The sequence below is a fragment of the Sphingomicrobium marinum genome, from assembly GCF_026157105.1.
Lineage (GTDB): Bacteria > Pseudomonadota > Alphaproteobacteria > Sphingomonadales > Sphingomonadaceae > Sphingomicrobium > Sphingomicrobium marinum.
Window position 1 is genome coordinate 1,171,198 of sequence record NZ_JANPVQ010000001.1, and the last position, 18,063, is coordinate 1,189,260.

Below are 18,063 nucleotides of genomic sequence, written 5' to 3' on the forward strand. Positions count from 1 at the left end.
CATGAACCTGACCCGTCCCTTCGGTGTGTTCGCATTGACGCTGCTTCTAGCGGCAACGATGCTGCACGCCGTGGGGGCGGCGAAGGCGCAGGACATCGAGAATATTGCGCGGGCCGTCTGGCAGCGCGCGGATCAATCGATAGAAGTGCTGTCCAATCCCGTTGTTACGACGATTTCCCGTCCCGCCGTCACCGTCGAGACATTCCGCTACGACGGCGGTTCGGGGCTCAGTATCGATCTTCCGCAGACAAAATGTGAAGGTAGCGGTGCTTCGCTTGCGGCCGACACTTCCCGGACCGCTTCGGCCAGCGTTACCCACACCGACAGCTATCGAGTAGGTGAACGCATCGTCTTTCGCTTTGACGCTGCATTTGCTAATACAAGTGCCGATACGGTTAATCATGTTATTGTGATTATTACCACGCCGGCTGGCGATCTCGAAATACTCACCGCGTTCGAAACCGGCGCGAATACGGGCATATTTGCCGGTGAGATCGCGACCACGTCGCGCCCGCCGCAACCGGTCGAACTCGATTGCCGCCTGTCGGTCGCCGCGGGCGACCATGTGCAAGTGGCCCTCCATGCCGATGCCACAGCCGGGCCGATCATCTCGACCCAGGTAAATATCTTGGCCGATCCCTTTGGCATTATCTTCGACAGCGAAACGGGCGACCCGGTCAACGGCGCGCGAATAACCATTGTTGATGCCAATACGGGCCAGCCGGCTACCGTTTTTGCTGATGACGGCGTTACGCCCTGGCCCTCGACCGTTATTTCGGGCGAGGATGTCATCTATGGTGCTGGAAACGTTTTCGAGATTGGCGACGGAGAATACCGCTTCCCGCTGACCAATCTCGGCGAATATAGCTTTATCATCCAGCCGCCGACCCCTTATTCGGCGCCGTCGCAGGTCCCGCCCGAGAAGATCGCGTTGCTGACGCGCCCAGACGGACTGCCTTTTGTCATCAACGACGCCTCATATGGTGGCAGCTTCCTGCTGGATTCCCCGCTGCCGGTGCGTGTCGATATCCCGCTCGACCGGCCCTCCATCGCGGTGTCGATCACCAAGGACGTGTCGCAGGCCCGCGCTTACCCGGGCGATGCGGTCTTCTACACCATCACCGTGCGCAACCAGGATGCTGACCGTATCAAGCGCGATATTCGCGTCACCGACACGCCTTCGCGCTGGCTGCGCCTGCGCCGCGAAAGCATTCGCATCGATGGGGCCGTGGCGCCTGAGGCTGTCACAATCTCCCCCGATGGCGGGACACTCGAAATCGCGCTTGGCGACATCGCCGCCGGTGCATCGCGCACCGTGTCCTACGCAATGATTGTGCGCGCTGACGCACCGCCGGGACGTGCCATCAACAAAGCCGTCGCGACCGACATTTTCGGAAACGAAGTGACAACGCAGGCCTCGCTGCTGGTCGACCGCGAGACGATCGGCAATCGGATGACGATCATCGGCCGTGTCACCGACGGGCCGTGCGTCGCCGACGAGCCGCGCACCGGCATTCCCGGTGTGCGCGTTATGATGGAAGACGGCAGCTTTGCCATCACCGATGCCGAAGGTCGCTATCATTTCGAGGGCGTGGTGCCGGGCAATCACGTGGTGCAAGCGCAGCGCGCAACCTTGCCCGAAGGCGGCGCTTTCATCGATTGCACTCGCTCGACCCGCAGCGCCGGAAACGCCGACAACCGCTTCGTGAGCGGCCAGGGTGGCAGCCTGGTCGTAGTCGATTTCCACGCCGAACTGCCCGAAGGTGTGCTGGCACTGGCGCCGGTCGTCAATGACCCCGTCAGCAACCGTGATGCCGCGGGCGCGGATACCGACTGGCTGGCGCTCGGCAACGGTCCGATCGAGTTTCTCTTTCCTGGCACACAGCAGAACCCGCGCGCCGCTGCGACCCGCGTCGTCGTGCGTCACGGCACCGATCACAAGGTCGAACTGACGGTCAACAACAAGCCCGTCGACCCGCTGACCTATGACGGCATCCGCACATCGAGCGACGGTGCATATGCCGTTAGTATCTGGCGCGGCGTGGCTATTGAGGACGGTGCGAACCGCCTGCGGGCCAAGGTCGTCGGCGCTGGCGACACTGTGGCAGCGGATCTTGAACGGGTGATCCATTATTCGGGTGCGCCGCTCAACGCTAAGCTGGTGGCCGACCAGTCCAACCTCGTCGCCGACGGCTCTACCCGCCCGGTGCTGGCCGTGCGTTTCACCGATCGCAAGGGGCACCCGGTGCGCTCGGGCGTGAGCGGCCCCTTCACCGTCAGCGCGCCCTATGAGAGCGCGCAGGCCATCGAAGCGCTACAGGCACGCCAACTGTCCGGCATCGGCTCGATTGCGCCGACCTGGACCATCGAGGGCGATGACGGCATCGCCTTCATCGAACTCGCGCCGACAATGGTCAGCGGTTCGCTGAAGCTCGACTTTGATTTCTCCGACCGTGACACCACGCGCCGTGACACGATCGAAGCTTGGATGCTGCCGGGCGACCAGCCCTGGACCATCGTCGGCCTTGCCGAAGGATCGATCGGTGCCAAGACGGTCGCCGACAATATGGAGCGCGATGGCGCGTTCGACAGCGACCTTGGCGAGCATGCCCGCGTCGCTCTCTACGCCAAGGGCCGAGTGCTCGGCCGCTATCTGCTGACCTTGTCCTATGACAGCGCCAAGCAGGAAGACGACCAGCGCCTGCTCGGCACCATAGATCCCAATGCCTATTACACGGTGTTCGCCGATGGTTCGGATCGTCGCTTTGACGCCGCCAGCCGCGACAAGCTCTACGTGCGCGTCGAGACATCGACTTTCTACGCACTCTACGGCGACTTCGTCACCGGCTTCGACGATACTGCGCTCGCCAGCTACGTGCGCACCGCGACCGGCTTCAAGGGCGAAGCGCGGCTGGGTCCCGCGCAGATCGAGGCGTTCGCCGCCGAAATCTCTACGCGTCATCGCCGCGACGAAATCCAGGGGGGTGGCATCAGCGGGCCTTATGCCCTGTCGAGCCGCGCAATTGTGCCCAACAGTGAGACGGTGACTATTGAAACCCGCGACCGTTTCCGTTCAGAGCTGATCCTTGAAAGCGACACGCTTACCCGTTTTATCGACTACGATATCGACCTCCTGTCGGGCACGATCCACTTCACCCGGCCGATTCTGAGCCGCGACGCCGACTTCAATCCGCGATTCATCGTCATCGATTACGAAGTTGATAACGACGGCGAGGCCAAGCTCAACGCTGGCCTGCGCGCCACGGTCGACGTAGTTGAGGACAAGGTGCGCGTCGGCGCGACCGTGATCTCTGACGAAGGCGAGGGCGATCGCACCGACCTGGTCGCGGCCGACTTGCGCGCACGCATCGGCAATGCCACCGAAGTCCGCGCCGAAGTCGGCCTGTCGCGTCGTGATGGGAACGAACATACCGCCTGGATGATCGAAGCCGAACATCACGACCGCAGTCTCGACCTGCTGGCCTACGCCCGCAGCGTAGAGGCCGGTTATGGCGTCGGCCAGCTCAACCGCGCCGAGCAGGGCCGCCGGAAAATAGGCATCGATGCCCGCTACGCCTTCGATGACTCGCTCTCATTCAGCGCCAGTGCTTGGATAGACCAAAGCCTAGTCGACGATAGTGAGCGCCGCGCCGTCCAGCTGCGAGGCGACCTGCGCCGCGGCGATACCGACCTTCGCGTCGGCATCACTCATTTCGATGACACGCTGGCAAACGGCGACAGCGCGCGTTCGACCGTGCTAGAAGTTGGCGGGGTGCAGCGCCTCTTCGACAATCGTCTCGAACTTTCGGCCAGCAGCAGCATCGCACTCGACGCTGCCGAATCCATCGACCTGCCGGCACGCTATCGCCTCGGTGCGCGCTATGCGCTTAGCCAGGACGTGCGCCTGAAAGCCGATTATGAAATCGCTGAAGGCGAAGCAATCGATTCCCGTACCGCTCGCGTTGGCCTTGAACTGACGCCGTGGGATGGCGGCCGCGTGACGACTTTACTTGGCAATCAGATTATCGATGAGCGCGGCCAGCGCAGCTTTGCCGCCTTTGGGGTCGACCAAAGCCTTCAGGTCACCAAGAACTTTATCGTCGACGCGACGTTCGATCATAATCGCACTCTGTCCGGAAGCGATTTTCGCGATCTCATCAATCCTGACCAGCCCGCGGCAAGCGGCGGCCATCTTGGCCAGTCGGGCAGTCTATTCGAGGACTTTACCGCGGTGACGCTTGGCGGTGCCTATCGTTCTGGCCCGTGGAGCGCGACCGCACGCGGGGAGTATCGCGATGGCGAGTTCGCCGACCGCGTCGGCATCACTGGCGGTGTCATTCGCCAGCTGGGCGAAGGCAGCGTGGTCGGTAGCGGCTTCACCTGGACCCGCGCTGAGGCTGATAGCGGCCCGGAGACCGAGATTTTCGATAGTGCCATTTCTGCCGCCTACCGTCCCGACGGGTCCGAGTTCGCCTTCCTGACCAAGCTTGAGTATCGCAGTGATACTGTATCCGGCGCTGTCGCGGGCGAAGCAGGTCCCGCCGGGCGAACCGCCCTCACCGTGAACGGTTATTCGCGTTCACGCCGCCTGATCGGCAGCATTTCGACCAACTGGTCCCCGCGCGATCGCGATGACGAGACCAACGAGCTACTTCGTGGTAGCGAGTTCGGCCTCTTTCTCGGCAGCCGCTATAACTTTGACAGCTTTGAAGGATTCGACCTGTCAGGCTGGTCGCTGCTGGGCGGTATCGATGCGCGCGTCGGCATCAACGATCATGTGAGCCTCGGCGCGATGGGCAGCATGCGCGCCAATGTCACCCACGGCCTCACCAGCTACAGCTTCGGCCCGATGGTGGAGATCGCGCCGGTCGCCGACCTTGCCATCGTGGTAGGCTACAACATCGAGGGTTTCGAGGATGACGATTTTTCGACGGCGCGCTTCACCGACAAGGGACTGTTCATTTCAGCGCGCTTTAAGTTCGACACTGACAGCTTTAGCTTTCTAGGGCTCAAACGATGACGAAAGTGCGCAATTTGATAAGAAGCCGATTCCAATACGGTTTTGCGACGCTCTTATTCGCCATGATGCTGTTCGCTTCGCCGGCCAACGCGCAGCTAAGCTTTCAACTGCGGACCGGCAACAGCGCGACCAATACCCAGTCGATGATTATCGACAGCAACAAATGCCCCAATGACGGTCCGACAGCAATGTTTGTCGGTGGGGTGATTACCAACACCGGCGCGCGCGCAAATGATGTCGTGGCCACTATCAGCGGCCTCAATGCCAATATCTATCTCGCCGGCGGTCAGCCGGCCGCCCAAGACATAGGGACCTTGGATCCAGGCGCAAGCATCGCTGTTTACTGGTTTACGGGCTATTCGTGCAATGAGTTGGCAACAGCGACGCCCCAAATCACGTTATCATCGAGTGCCGGAACGCAGGTTTCCACGCTTGTTCTCACAATCCGCAAAGCGATAAGCGCGAACGCAGGCGGAAATGTGATCTCCTCCGTACTTGGACCGGGCGCAGTCGTTGGGCAAACAATCGCCTTTGACACGCAGTACGACTTTGGTGGAACCGCGGCGGGCGACGAGTATTTTTTGCAGCCTTCCGGCGGGCAAAACTTCGATGCTGCCTGTTTTCGTCTGATGAAGACTGAAGTCACGGGCAGTAATCTGAACGCTGTAACCGTTGGCGCAGTCGATAGGTTGTATTTCGTTCAACCGAACAGACAGCCGGGGAATAATTACTTCATCAATGTGCGGTATAGCTTTCAGTATATGTGTGGCGGCGCGTCGACGACGGCGCGACCCTATGCTGCGCAAACCTCGGGTAACACCAACATAAAATACACTGGCAATTTCGACGGCGCGGGGAGCATCGCCATTAATTTTCCGGGCGCGACGAATCCCTTCACGATTTCTAAGACCGTCAGTGAGACAAACGCCTTCGTTGGAAAAAGCGGCGACCTCATCTACACTATTACGATAAGCAATCCATCCGCGTTCGCATCTGAAATTGGTCGGTTCGTCGATCAATTGCCTAGCGACATGACATTTCAAGGGTTGACTGCACTAAGCGACGTTACCGCCGGAAATTCGAGCAGTATTCCGGTGACAGGTGCAACCGGCATATTGACCTTTAGAGGAAAGCGAGGCCAAAGCTATGCAATTGCGGCTGGTGGCAGCGTTACACTGCAATATCGCGCATCTCGCCCTACTAATGCCGGGACTTACGTAAATAGCGCGCAAGCATATTTCGGCAACGCTACGACACCCGTCGCACAAGCAACATATCAGCAAAGTGAGGTAGTGCCACTCAGCGTCACGAAGGTGAGCTCGGTAGTCAGTGATCCGGTGCGAGGAACCGCGGACCCTCACACCATTCCAGGCGCTTTGATTGAATACGCAATCGTCGTGACGAACCCGAACGACGCTGCTGTAGACAGCGACAGTGTTATCGTCTCCGATTTGACTCCTGAAAATACGAAAATGTGCGTTACCGATATTGCAGCGAATGGTTCGGGGCCGGTTGGCTTCTCTGATGGACCCACCTCGTCGCAGCTGTCATTCAGCTTTATCGAACTTGCAGCAGCGAATGATGATCTTGAATTTTCGAACGACGATGGCGCAAGCTGGACTTACGTTCCTTCACCAGACGTTGAGGGTTGTGACGCAAGCATTGACGCATTTCGGATCAACCCGAAAGGCATGTTTGCTGCTCGGGGTAACTTCACGATAAATGTGCGATATCGCATCAATTGATCTAGTCAATTTTTGACCATATTCCTCGGATTGTCGGAACATTCGAGCCCGAAATCTTCCATTATGGACCGTAGTCCAATACGTAGTTGAAGGATTGAGCCGATCATGACGTAATGATCTGGCTCCTCCTCTTGTGTGTCTGCGAAAAGCCATCACCGGACACGGTTGATGGCGTCTACGCAAGAACAAGAGTCGCTGCTCGGATTGTGAACGCAGGAAGAGCGTCCAGAGCCATGTGGTTTGGTGCTGCTCGCGAAGACCAAACGATAAGCTTTACGAAGACAATTCTAATGACCAAAGAGACCGGCCAGTTAATTGAGCTGCGCCTGACCGAATTTGAGTGACCGAATCATACTCCGGCGATAGCTGCCCAAACAAATATGGCTGCCCCGAGGCACCATTCCACAACGGCAGCCAATGGTGGAACCGGACAGCGCCGGCGATTATAGAAAGCCAAGATGATTTGGTAGGTCGCAAAAACTATCAATACGAACCCCGCAAACCCAGTCATCATGATGAAGTTTGAACGCATGTTCGCTCGTTCGAGCCTCCCGCCTCCAGTAAACGATCATCCAAATAGCATACGGCATTGCATTATGTTGAGCATGAGAACCTGGGTGATCGCGCCCTGATTTTAATCCATCGCATCCAGATCGGTTAAATAGTGAAGACAAATTTCGCGGAAAATCTTCACCTTTGACTGATGAGACCGCGAGCCCCACGAATTGACGTCCAGATGCCCGGCCGAATGAGGGTGGGAGCCCAGTGGACGGACGTAGTCATTCTCAACGTATCCGAACGAGGGTTTAAATTCCGTAGTCCGATGGTCTTCCAGCGCGGCCACTTCGTCGAAATCCGGCGGGGGCCTCACGTATTGGTGGGGCAAATTAGATGGGCCGACGGCGAGTGCTGCGGCGCTCACGCTGATACGGTTCTAAACGTCAATACACTGAAAAGTTTCACACCCTCAAAGGGGGCATACCCTAGCAAAGAACGCCGAGCGCGCCGCCGCCGCGTACAAAAGACTGAGGACAGTGCCAGATGGTTAAGCCGCCTGATTGAGTTTTCATCGCTCGGAGTTGTTGGATTGATTGCAGCCGTTATGGCGGCGCAGATCGTCGATTCTGCGCTTGCCGCTCCGATGGAACAGGTCCGAGCGCATCTTCTTGGCGGCGCGAATGACAATCAAGCCGCACTGAAGGGCAGCCCGGAGAAATAGACGGCAGTCTTTAGGAGATCATTCTAGGAAGGTATCGTACGTATGGCTAAGATTCTCATCGTTGATAATGATGAACTGCAAATAAGACTTGTCAGGTTGTCGCTCGAGCCGGCTGGTCATATCGTAGATGCACTGCAGGATAGTGAACATGTGGTCGAAGTCATTGCCCACCAGAATCTCGACTTGTTGATCTTGAACTGCGATTTGCCGAAAGAATCTGGCGTAGATCTCCTACGCGAGCTTCGCGCGCGCATCACAAAGTTCCCAGTCCTGGTTCTGACGGGTTGGGCAAGCCAGAGGGACGCAGACTTGGTTGACCTAGCTCGAGATGGAGCTGACGACTATTTGACTAAGCCACATGATCCGATCGACCTTCAAATTAAAGTCGAAAGCCTTTTGAAGAAAACCTCAGCACGGCCCTAAACAGTCGGATAGATCCAAACTGGGCCTTTAGTAAACTAACTTATAGTAAGCGGTGTATTAACGCAGTCTCCGTGAGGGAGACAAATTATGCCGACAAATGCATTCTGGAGCAAAGAAAACATCGTCTCGATTGAAAGCCAGCGCGAGCAGGCAGATTTGAATCGTCCGATGAGACCAAACGAAATTGCAGCCGCGCCGATTCCTGTTGATGGATTGCGTCTCGAGATTCAGTTTGTCACCGGCCTGATTAAGTCGAGGTCATGCCGGTCGTCATTCCTCGACGAAAGCTTTTTCGGGGAGCCTGGGTGGGACATCTTGCTCGACCTCTATTTGGCCCATCTCAATCAGACTAAATTGACCATAGGTAGTATTGGCATCGATGCAAAAACGCCCCAGACTACGGTGCTGCGCTGGCTTGATCGCCTTGAGAAAAACAACCAGATCGAGCGAATGAGCGATCCATATGACAAACGCCGAATTTACATAGTGCTAAAAGAGGATCTGGCTGATCAAATGCATGCTTGGTGTGCCCACGAGATGATGAAGGCGCTTCGTTGATGAAGGCGCTTCGTTGATGAAGTCGCATATTAGCGAGGTAAAAATCCCCCGGTGCCTACCTTGCGCTTCGCCGGTCGTCCGATGGTGTTGTAAAGCTAGTCTATTCTGCTAAGCTAACTTAGCTCGGGTAACCTGAAAGTCTCTTTTGTGGGGCAGAAGGATCGATCGTGGCGTCGAGTAACTCAAATGGGCTAAGTGGGGATCGTAAAGCCGCTAACGACGGCGAAAGAGTGCAGGATACGCGTGAGGTCGCGTTATCTCCAGAAGATAACCCAGCACCATTGATTAACCTGTCGGCCAATCAAGCTGACAATCTTCGCCAAGCAGAAATTTTGCTTGAGCTGCGAGCCGCGCGCAGAACTGTGTTCCCTGAATGGCTATTTGGTGAACCTGGATGGAATATCCTGCTCGTACTGTACTCCAAAGAGCTACGCCAAGAACGCGTCGTCGTGTCTGACATCCAAAAAATCGTGCGAGCGCCGGCAACAACCTCGTTGCGTTGGATCGGTTCGCTTGTCAAACGGGGCTATATCGAAGAACATCCTGATCCGCTAGACGGCCGACGAAAGTTTCTCGAATTAACTGGTCTGGCGATGGCCCAACTGAACCAATTTATGAAGATTGTGAGAGAAAGTACGGGTTTCTGAGTCTTAACATCTTAACCCTTTTCGCCTAACGCTTCCGTTGCCAATATCAATGGGACGTAAAACGTTGTCTAAGAATTTCAGCTCAACGCAACCAGACACCAGGATCGATAGAGCTATTGAATTAATGCAAATAGCACTCGAAATACTCGATCGTAATGGCGCTGATCTTGCAGCGATACATTTGGATAGAGCCTTGCATGAGGCCCGAGACGCGCAAGCCACACAAAACTAACTCCGATCTGGAGTTTGATCCAACGCCAAAATAACCATTTTGAGAGACGGTTAACCTCAATCGGTAGATAAGGGTTAGTCGTGCTAAAACTGAAGGTTCGTGAGGTCAGGCTCACAATTCTCGTGGCGATCATATTTGGTCTATTGGCGTGGGTCAGCATAGAGCTCACCCGCCTTGATGGGCGCATCGCTGCGGTATGGGTTGCAAATTCTTTTTTGTTAGCTTTCCTTTTTCGTTGCAATCGTAGGGCGAAAATTGCGCTGATAATGGCGTGCTACTGCGCCAACGTCATCGCCAATCTCGGGGTCGGCGATGCCCCGCTGACCTCGATCGTATTGTCTGCGGCCAATACGGTAGAAGTGCTTACTATTCTGTTCCTTTGGCGGTCGTGGGTAGGTAAGCGCTGGAAGCCGCGCAAAATGGATCATTTCCTAAAAATGTCGGTCGTCTTCCTTCCGGCCGCGGCGATTTCTGGCGCGATAGCCACTTCGTTTCTTGTGATCTCAGCCAATGCTAGCTTTGGTGAGCTATGGTTCTTGTGGTTTAGCGCCGACGCGCTCGGCCTGCTCATTTTGACGCCATGCCTGGTGATGTTTATCGACGGACAAAGATTGCGGAAATTTAGTCGCAAAAACCTCAAAGAGATAGTTCATAGTGGATCCATAGTCGCAATCGCCACTGTCACCGTTTTCCTTCTTTCGGACTATCCCTTCCTTTTCTTGGTTTGTCCGGCAATTATCTATGCGGCCTTCCGAGGAGGGACACTTGCGACAGCTGTGGCAATTGCAATTGCAACGCTCATTGCATCTACTGCGACTGCTTTGAATCTAGGACCGATCACCTTGGTTAGAGGTGGCGTTCATGATCAAATATTCGCTCTACAAGTGTTTTTGGCCTCAAACCTTTTGGCGGGCCTACCAGTTGCGATCAAGCTCGAAGAGCGGATGAGAATTAAAAGAAAGCTGCGAGAAAGCCGCGACTTCAATCAAGCCATTCTAGATAATATCCACGAAGTGATATTTCGAACCGATCAAGAGGGGCGTTGGACTTTTTTGAATCCAGCTTGGGAAAAGCTTACGGGTTTCCGTATTGAGGAGAGTCTTGGTTGGCCAACGACAAAGCTCTTGCATCCTGACGATTTGGAAAGAGATTTGCCAGTCTATATCAAACTGGCCAATGGCGAGATCAATGCGGCATCGTTCGACCAGCGCTTTTCTAACGCGAACGGCGAACTCACGTTCATTGCGGTTTCAGTAAGCCGTCTTACGGATGACGATGGTTCGTTCCTTGGGACCGCAGGCTACATTCGGAATGTCACCGATACGAGGTTGGCAGAGCAAGCGTTGCGAGAAAGCAACCGGCAATTCCAGACTTTGGCCGATTTGGCCCCTGTCGGTATTTTCAGAACTAGCCCAGCCGGCGACTGCACGTACGTCAACGCAGCATGGCAGGCGATTACCGGACTTCACTTTGACGAAGCACAGGGCGAGGGTTGGAGCCAGGCACTGCACCCGGACGACAGCGATCGCGTTTTCCATGAGTGGCGCCACGCGGTGGACAATTGCTGTAAGCTGACCACCGAATTCAGGTGGCTCCGGCCACAAGGCGACGTGCGTTGGGTGTCTGTGTTAAGCCAAACCGAGCACAATGAGGCAGGGGAGATGATTGGCTTTATCGGCGTTCTCATAGACATCACCCACCATAAGAAATTTGAAGCCGCGTTAAAGGAGGCACATGAACGTGCCGAAGCAGCAGCAAGCGCAAAATCGAATTTTCTCGCGAATATGAGCCATGAAATCAGGACTCCAATGAACGGTGTATTAGGCTTCACTGAACTGTTGGCTCAAAGCGAGCTTGATGATGAACAGCGGCGCTATACATCGATGATCCGTCAATCCGGCGAAGCCATGATGACGCTTCTCAATGACATTCTAGATATTTCAAAGATCGAAGCAGGTCATATGACTCTCGTAGAGCGTACGGTAGATCTCCAGAAAGCTTCATCGGAAGCCGTCGCGATAATGGAACCGACTGCAGCGCAAAAGGGCATCACACTTGCCCTTGAATGGCCCTCAGATCTGGCTACCACACACCGAATTGATCCTCTGCGGTTTCGACAGATCCTGCTAAATCTAGTGGGCAACGCCATTAAATTCACCGATGCCGGGAGCGTGCGTGTGATCGCGAGTCTGGAAAAAGAAAACGACAGAGATAATCTCGTTGTGGCTGTGAAAGACACCGGGATCGGTATTGAGGAAAATCGCCTTGAGGAGATCTTCAACCAATTCGTTCAGGCAAGCGAGGGCACTGCGCAGGTATATGGTGGAACCGGACTGGGCCTGGCAATTAGCTCCCGACTTGCTCGTCTCATGAATGGGTCAATACGCCTTTCTAGTACACCGGGCATTGGGTCGGAATTTAAACTTGTGTTACCGCTCAAACTGGCTGAGGCTGGGGACAAACCGATTGAGATAACCTCCGGTGAAACTGCCGGGATTCGCGATGTTTGTCGCGTTCTCGTAGCTGAAGATCATGAAGTAAACCAACAACTCATGAAAGCCATGGCAGACCAAGCTGGCTTCGAGGTTCAAATAGTACAAAACGGCTTAGATGCCGTTAGGGCAATCGAGCAATCTGTGCTTGAAGATGCACCCTTCGATTTCGTCCTTATGGATATGCAGATGCCCGTAATGGACGGTGTCGCTGCCACCCGTGAAATTCGTGCAAATGGGCACGACGCAGAGAGTCTGCCGATTATCGCACTAACGGCAAACGCGTTTGCTGATGACGCGCAGCGCTGCATTGACGCTGGCATGCAGGCCCATATTGCCAAGCCGGTAACTTTAGAATGCTTGCGCCAGCTGTGTGAGAAATGGAGTCGCAAGACTAATCCAGACCGTATTAGACAAACGGCTTTGCCTGACCATCTCCTTGAGCTTTTCGAGAAACAAAAATGCGAGTTACTCAGGCTGATTGAGGAGACGATGAGTGAGCGATCCAGTTTTTTGCGCAGTCGTCAGAACCTCATTGAGCGACTCCATAACATCGCAGGCAATGCTGCCTATTTTGGTGAGGAAGGTTTGGGAAGATTAGCCCGTGAACTTGAGACGCTCTTAGAAACGGACATCCGGAACGAAGGATATAAACACTACCAGAAGAAAGCCGGCGCCTTCTTGAATGCTGCCTAAGATGTGAGTTATTGCAAAACCAGATCTTCGTAAACTCGACACCAAGCCAGACAATTGAGATCCGAGCGAACTCTTTTTGGAGCGAACATGACCAAAATAATTTGCAAAAACCCGACTTGCGGACCGCGAGGCACGCACTCAGTAGAAGTCTGCGTTTTTGGAGAAGATGTTTGCCCGTTAATACTGGATTATTTGGACGATCTCGAGCATTCTCAAGGGCTTAAAGCAAACAGAAGCTAGAATGACCGGAACGGAAAGTGATCAGTATGGCTTCGTCGAAGCGCAGACCGGGGCCTTAAACACGGAGCAGCCTAACTGTGGCACGCGAAGTTCCACTAATTCAATAATTGCATTTTTCGATAGGGATCGTGGAGATAGGAACCGCTGGGTTTCGCGCTGATCGTTAATCAATTTGGCGTCGTCTCGCTAGTCTCGATCATCACCCGGTCTTCTCATGATCTTATTATTGGGAAATAGTAGTCAGCATAAAATATCCATATTGGTGCGTGCGAAAACAACTTCGCTAGCATGCCTTGTTATGTCTTTTTTCTAGAAAGGAAGAGATATGCAAAGTTGGCTTAAATCCGTCGCATCAGAACGGAAACGACGAGAGGTCCGCGAGCCTCGAGTTGCATTGGGCGCGTTAGGAAATCTTGTAGACAATAACGGGAATCATATTCCGGTAGTTGTAGAAAATGTCTCAAAGAACGGTTTCCTGGTGCAGTCCGACTGCACGTTGAGCAAAGATTGCCAATACGAACTGGTCTTTATCAATGACGATAGTGTGACAGTTCGTGTTCGCTGGGTGCAGGGAAAATTTGCTGGCGGAACGATTCAAACCGAACCTAGAAACTTGCAGTAGCCGCGCATCAACTGAGTAACAGAAGCATTCGGTGTAGACTTGCATCTCCCTATCAAGTTCGAAAGGTTTTGACGTGCCAAACATCCAGCGCAAAGAACGACGCTTAACGCTTGTTTGCAACGTGAAGATCCGACAAGCAGGCTGCAGGGAAGTTACGGCAAAGATTAGTGATTTGTCGCGAGCGGGGTGTCGGCTGGATCTTCCATACAATCTGAGAGTGCACGAGACGATTTATGTTCGTCTTCCTGGCCTGATGGATCTCGAGGCTGTGGTTTGTTGGGTTAAAGGGTTTTCAGCGGGGGTCGAGTTTCCTCGACCGATTCATGAAGCCGTTTTCAATCATCTTTGCAAAAACTTTTGATCGTCCTTTCGACGAGGAAGTATATGGCTCGGAGGGGATTAGGGCTTTCCAGAGATGTGACGAGATTGATCGACTTGTCGGACACGGCAACTGGATTTGCCGGCGCGCTGGACGGACGCGGGCCAAGGGTAACAAGCGAGAAATATTGCGATCCACCAATTTGCTCGTAACTCTCGAATCTGGTCCGTGGGAAATTACCTAGGATGATCCATCTATGCCATTTGGTCTGCCATTCCAGGCAGACTTTCAGTACAATTCCTTGCAGACCGAATTCGAGCTTGCCCAGCTCTTCGGGTGGTTTTTACCGCAATGCAGAAATACTACATGCGAACGATACCCGCCGACAATCGATCGCTGCTTGTTGCCTTTGTCGATCGCCCATCCTACACGATATATAAGTTCCAAAACGATACGAAATTTGCCATCATCTTTTAAATGGTGTAAAATCATTACTGCTCGGTTCAACACGCTGAACGTCCAGCGCCAGAATGAGAAACGATGGCATGCATCCCCAAGCCGGGCTCGATAACCAGCATCCGACTTCGTCAAAAGATTGCCCGAATGTTTTCTTGATCGATGATCACGCAGCTGTCCGAGATAGCTTAGACTGTCTCCTTCGACTAAATGGTTACAGCGTGCAGCAGTTTAGCAGCGCAGAGGCGTTTCTTGAGATTGAGCGCTATTTGAAGAGCGGGGTTGTGCTGGCGGATCTTCGCTTACCTAAGATGAATGGGCTCGAAATGATCGAGCAAATTGTTTCAAGACGTTCGGACCTGCATACCATTGTCTTGACTGCGCACGGAGATGTGGACGCGGCCGTATCTGCGCTCCGGCTAGGAGCAAAGGATTTTATCCACAAACCTTACGAACAAGATGAGCTTATGGGGGCCATTTCTCGTCAGTTTGAGGAATTGGCGTGCATGCAGAATAGGGCGAAAAATCAGGCAGAGGCTCGAGCCAAAATCATATGTCTGACGTCGCGCGAACGCGAGGTGGCAGAACGATTAAGCGATGGGCTGTCGAATAAAGAAATCGCTCAGGATCTTAACATAAGTGTCCGTACGGTTGAGATGCATCGTGCAAGAACAATGGAGCGGCTTGGCGTACGCAACCTTGCGCAACTTGTTGCGATAATGATCAGAGCGGGTGAGGCCGCATAACATCACGTGTGCGTTTGCAGTTGATCCGCAATCTGCCGCTGTAAGTTGACGGTCATGCTCACGCGACGAAGAGCGTCGGGCGTAAGTTCGACGAATTTCCGACGAGCGTCGAGTGGGTCATCTCTCTGTATAACCAGCCCTTCGTTCGTAAGCCGCTCCAGCCATCGCCAGGCGGTGGAATACGGGGCAGTTGTAGCACTACAAGTCTCGCGAATGGTGGCACGTTGTTGTTGAAGTTTGCGGAGTGCGAGAAAGATGAGCATTTCCCAGCCTGGTTCGGAAAATAGGATGGATGGTAGATGACGACTTCTTATGTTCCGCCGATCAATGATTGATTGAATATCTTGAACCGTCACTTCATCGACCGCCTCTAAGTGGGAAGGGTGGTGTCCCTCAGAGGATACTTTGAGATTGGGTCGGTTCATCGGATCTGCCTCCTCAAATTGACCCAGAATGGATATTATATGACCGGTTCAAAGAATATATCGGAATACTACTACAGTAATTTGGCTATCTCCGATTGTAGTATTGCTACTGTATGAACACTTCATACTTAACCACATTGCGGTATCCGCCTCATCGAAAATCGATTTTTTCAGATAGCCGTGTGTCGGCTCCTAAGCGTGTAACAATCGCGACGTCGTTTTTCCTTCTCGGTTTTTGTCTGCTTTTAACAATCATGGCCGGAGAATGGGTGTCTGCGCAGCGTGATCGGTTAGTGAGTGAAGCTAGTTTGCGAAACCAGATGCGTGTGGCGGCTCTCGAGCAATTTTCGCTTCGCATCTTGGAAATGGCGAAGCTTTCGATGAGCCAAATCAAACATGAGCTTGACCATAACACGGCTATGGGCTCTTCCCACTTAAATCAGGCTCTTCGAGAAACTAGCGAAATTTCATCTGTGATTGAGCATCTCTATGTAAACGTAGACGGTCGTCGAGGAGCGTCGGACGCGAAGGTTTTTTTGGGTTCGAAAGCCGAGCTGGACCTCCGTTCCGCATACGAAAAATCTGGCTACGATTATTGGGTATCGCCGCCACTTGAAGTGGGATCCGGCGAAGACCTTATCGCGCTAGTTACAAAAGATACTAGGAACGGTACTGATAGGTTTATTGTCGCTTACATGCGTCCGCATGTTTTTACGAGCTTCGGCCAAACAGAGAAGTTAGAGGATGGAGAGTTAATCTCGCTTATAGGGCTGGACGGCATTACCCGTGCCCGACGTACTGGTCACCAATATAGTAGCGGTGAGCAGCTTGCTGGAACGCTAGTGATGCGTAAGCAAAGTGAGGAACCCAATGGAACCTATGTTGGGCCGCACTCGATAACACAAGAGCCGTATATCTTTTCGCATAGGCGCCTGTCCGAGTTCGGTCTTTTTGCGACGAGTGGAATGCGTCGAGATCGCTACCTCCGTCCGTTGCAACATTACAAAATTTTTGTCGGAGCAATGGTTGTCGCTGCTCTAGTTTTGAGCATAGCCGCAGTATTTCTGCTGAACGCATACCTCCGGAAGCAAAGCATTCAGCTGCAGACCATGCGAGCCGCGAACAGGCAGCTTAATCACGCCCAGTTGCTCGGTAAAATGGGAGATTGGAAGTATGACGTCCATACTTCTAAATTGATAATATCAGAAAACCTTTCTCGAACATACGGAGTGAACCAACTTGTCATTGACCACCGGCATCTCATCGAGGTTTTGGATACGGATAATTTTGCTCGTTTCAGCTCAGCGATCGAAGATGTCAAGCGAAACAAGCGCTTAAAAGTTTTCGAATTGAAGAGCAAAATTGCAGACGGAACGCACTCATATAGAAGGGTCTTGGCAAGTCCTGAAATGAATGAAAACGGAGATGTGATAGTCATTTATGGTATCGATCAATCAATTGACGACGAGAAGACGCTCCGTTCCCTTCGTTCGCGAGCTGCTGCGCAAGCAAGACTACAGTCAATGAGCGCGTTGACCGCGACGTTGGCCCACGAAGTCAATCAACCGCTCACTGTAATCTCAAATTTCCTGTCGGCTGCGAGGCGGCAGCTTCGGTCCGATGGCCGGAGCGACCGCCAGTTGAACACCTATTTGCAGAAAGCAAATGATCAAGTCCTAGTATTGGGAGAGATGATCGGTGCCGCTCGCGAGTTGGTTTCTAATTCTGACAAGGAAATGGAAATCTTCGAACTGCAAGATGTAATCAACGAAGCAATCGATCTCCTTGATGTTGACCCCCAGTATGAAGTTTCTTCCGTTATGGTCGTTGGAAGCCACGAGACGCTTTCGATCTGCGGAAGTCGAGCTTTGGTGAAACAAGTCTTTTACAATCTCTTGAAAAACGCGCTCGAAGTCCTCGAAGATGGAAAGCCTGAGATCATTGTAAGTTGGGCCCAATCGAAGTCGTCTTTGATTGAAGTCTCAATCGAAGATAACGGACCCGGCTTTGCAGACGGCGTGCGGCCATTTGAAGCGTTCTCATCTGAGAAGCCGGGAGGGATTGGTCTAGGTTTGGCGCTCTGTCGGACAATTATCGAGGCTCAAGGTGGTCAAATCTGGGTGTCCAATTCTGACAGTCGTGGTGCTCGAATATGCTTTACCCTGACTCAAGCTAACTAAAAGGGGAGCACTATTTGGATTAGTCGTTACTCTGAGGAGGCGC

10 protein-coding genes and 1 pseudogene are annotated in these 18,063 nt (G+C 53.5%); all 11 read left to right on the forward strand.

Features of this window, described 5'->3' with window-relative positions:
* The first annotated feature begins 1 nt into the window (after position 1).
* The 11 genes and pseudogenes from NUX07_RS05955 to NUX07_RS05995 all read left to right on the forward strand — a co-directional run bounded on the left by NUX07_RS05955 (position 2) and on the right by NUX07_RS05995 (position 18,020).
* Complete coding sequence (locus NUX07_RS05955; protein WP_265529588.1) at positions 2–5,020, forward strand: hypothetical protein; 5,019 nt, start codon at positions 2–4, stop codon at positions 5,018–5,020.
* The gene (locus tag NUX07_RS05960; RefSeq protein WP_265529589.1) at positions 5,017–6,765 is read left to right on the forward strand and encodes a hypothetical protein; all 1,749 of its coding nucleotides are present in this window, start codon (positions 5,017–5,019) and stop codon (positions 6,763–6,765) included. Before NUX07_RS05955 ends, NUX07_RS05960 begins: the two co-directional genes overlap by 4 nt.
* A gap of 703 nt (positions 6,766–7,468) precedes the next feature.
* Positions 7,469–7,669: pseudogene (locus NUX07_RS11450) on the forward strand (PilZ domain-containing protein); the annotation flags it as partial.
* A 357-nt stretch (positions 7,670–8,026) separates the two neighbouring features.
* Positions 8,027–8,407: a response regulator transcription factor gene (locus tag NUX07_RS05965; protein WP_265529591.1), complete on the forward strand. Its 381-nt coding sequence runs from the start codon at positions 8,027–8,029 to the stop codon at positions 8,405–8,407.
* Between the two features lie 87 nt (positions 8,408–8,494).
* The gene (locus NUX07_RS05970; protein ID WP_265529593.1) at positions 8,495–8,965 is read left to right on the forward strand and encodes a MarR family transcriptional regulator; all 471 of its coding nucleotides are present in this window, start codon (positions 8,495–8,497) and stop codon (positions 8,963–8,965) included.
* A gap of 167 nt (positions 8,966–9,132) precedes the next feature.
* The gene (locus NUX07_RS05975; protein ID WP_265529595.1) at positions 9,133–9,612 is read left to right on the forward strand and encodes a MarR family winged helix-turn-helix transcriptional regulator; all 480 of its coding nucleotides are present in this window, start codon (positions 9,133–9,135) and stop codon (positions 9,610–9,612) included.
* A 312-nt stretch (positions 9,613–9,924) separates the two neighbouring features.
* Complete coding sequence (locus tag NUX07_RS05980; RefSeq protein ID WP_265529597.1) at positions 9,925–13,032, forward strand: PAS domain S-box protein; 3,108 nt, start codon at positions 9,925–9,927, stop codon at positions 13,030–13,032.
* Between the two features lie 565 nt (positions 13,033–13,597).
* Positions 13,598–13,894 (forward strand): hypothetical protein, encoded by a 297-nt coding sequence (locus NUX07_RS05985; RefSeq protein WP_265529599.1) that lies wholly within the window; start codon positions 13,598–13,600, stop codon positions 13,892–13,894.
* A gap of 73 nt (positions 13,895–13,967) precedes the next feature.
* Positions 13,968–14,255, forward strand: coding sequence for a PilZ domain-containing protein (locus NUX07_RS11455; protein WP_407696144.1), 288 nt, complete (start codon positions 13,968–13,970; stop codon positions 14,253–14,255).
* Positions 14,256–14,758: 503 nt separating this feature from the next.
* Entirely contained in the window at positions 14,759–15,415 is a 657-nt protein-coding gene (locus NUX07_RS05990) for a response regulator transcription factor (protein ID WP_265529601.1), read from the forward strand.
* Between the two features lie 679 nt (positions 15,416–16,094).
* A complete protein-coding gene (locus NUX07_RS05995) occupies positions 16,095–18,020 on the forward strand; it encodes an ATP-binding protein (RefSeq protein ID WP_265529602.1) in 1,926 nt (641 codons plus the stop codon).
* Positions 18,021–18,063: the final 43 nt, after the last annotated feature.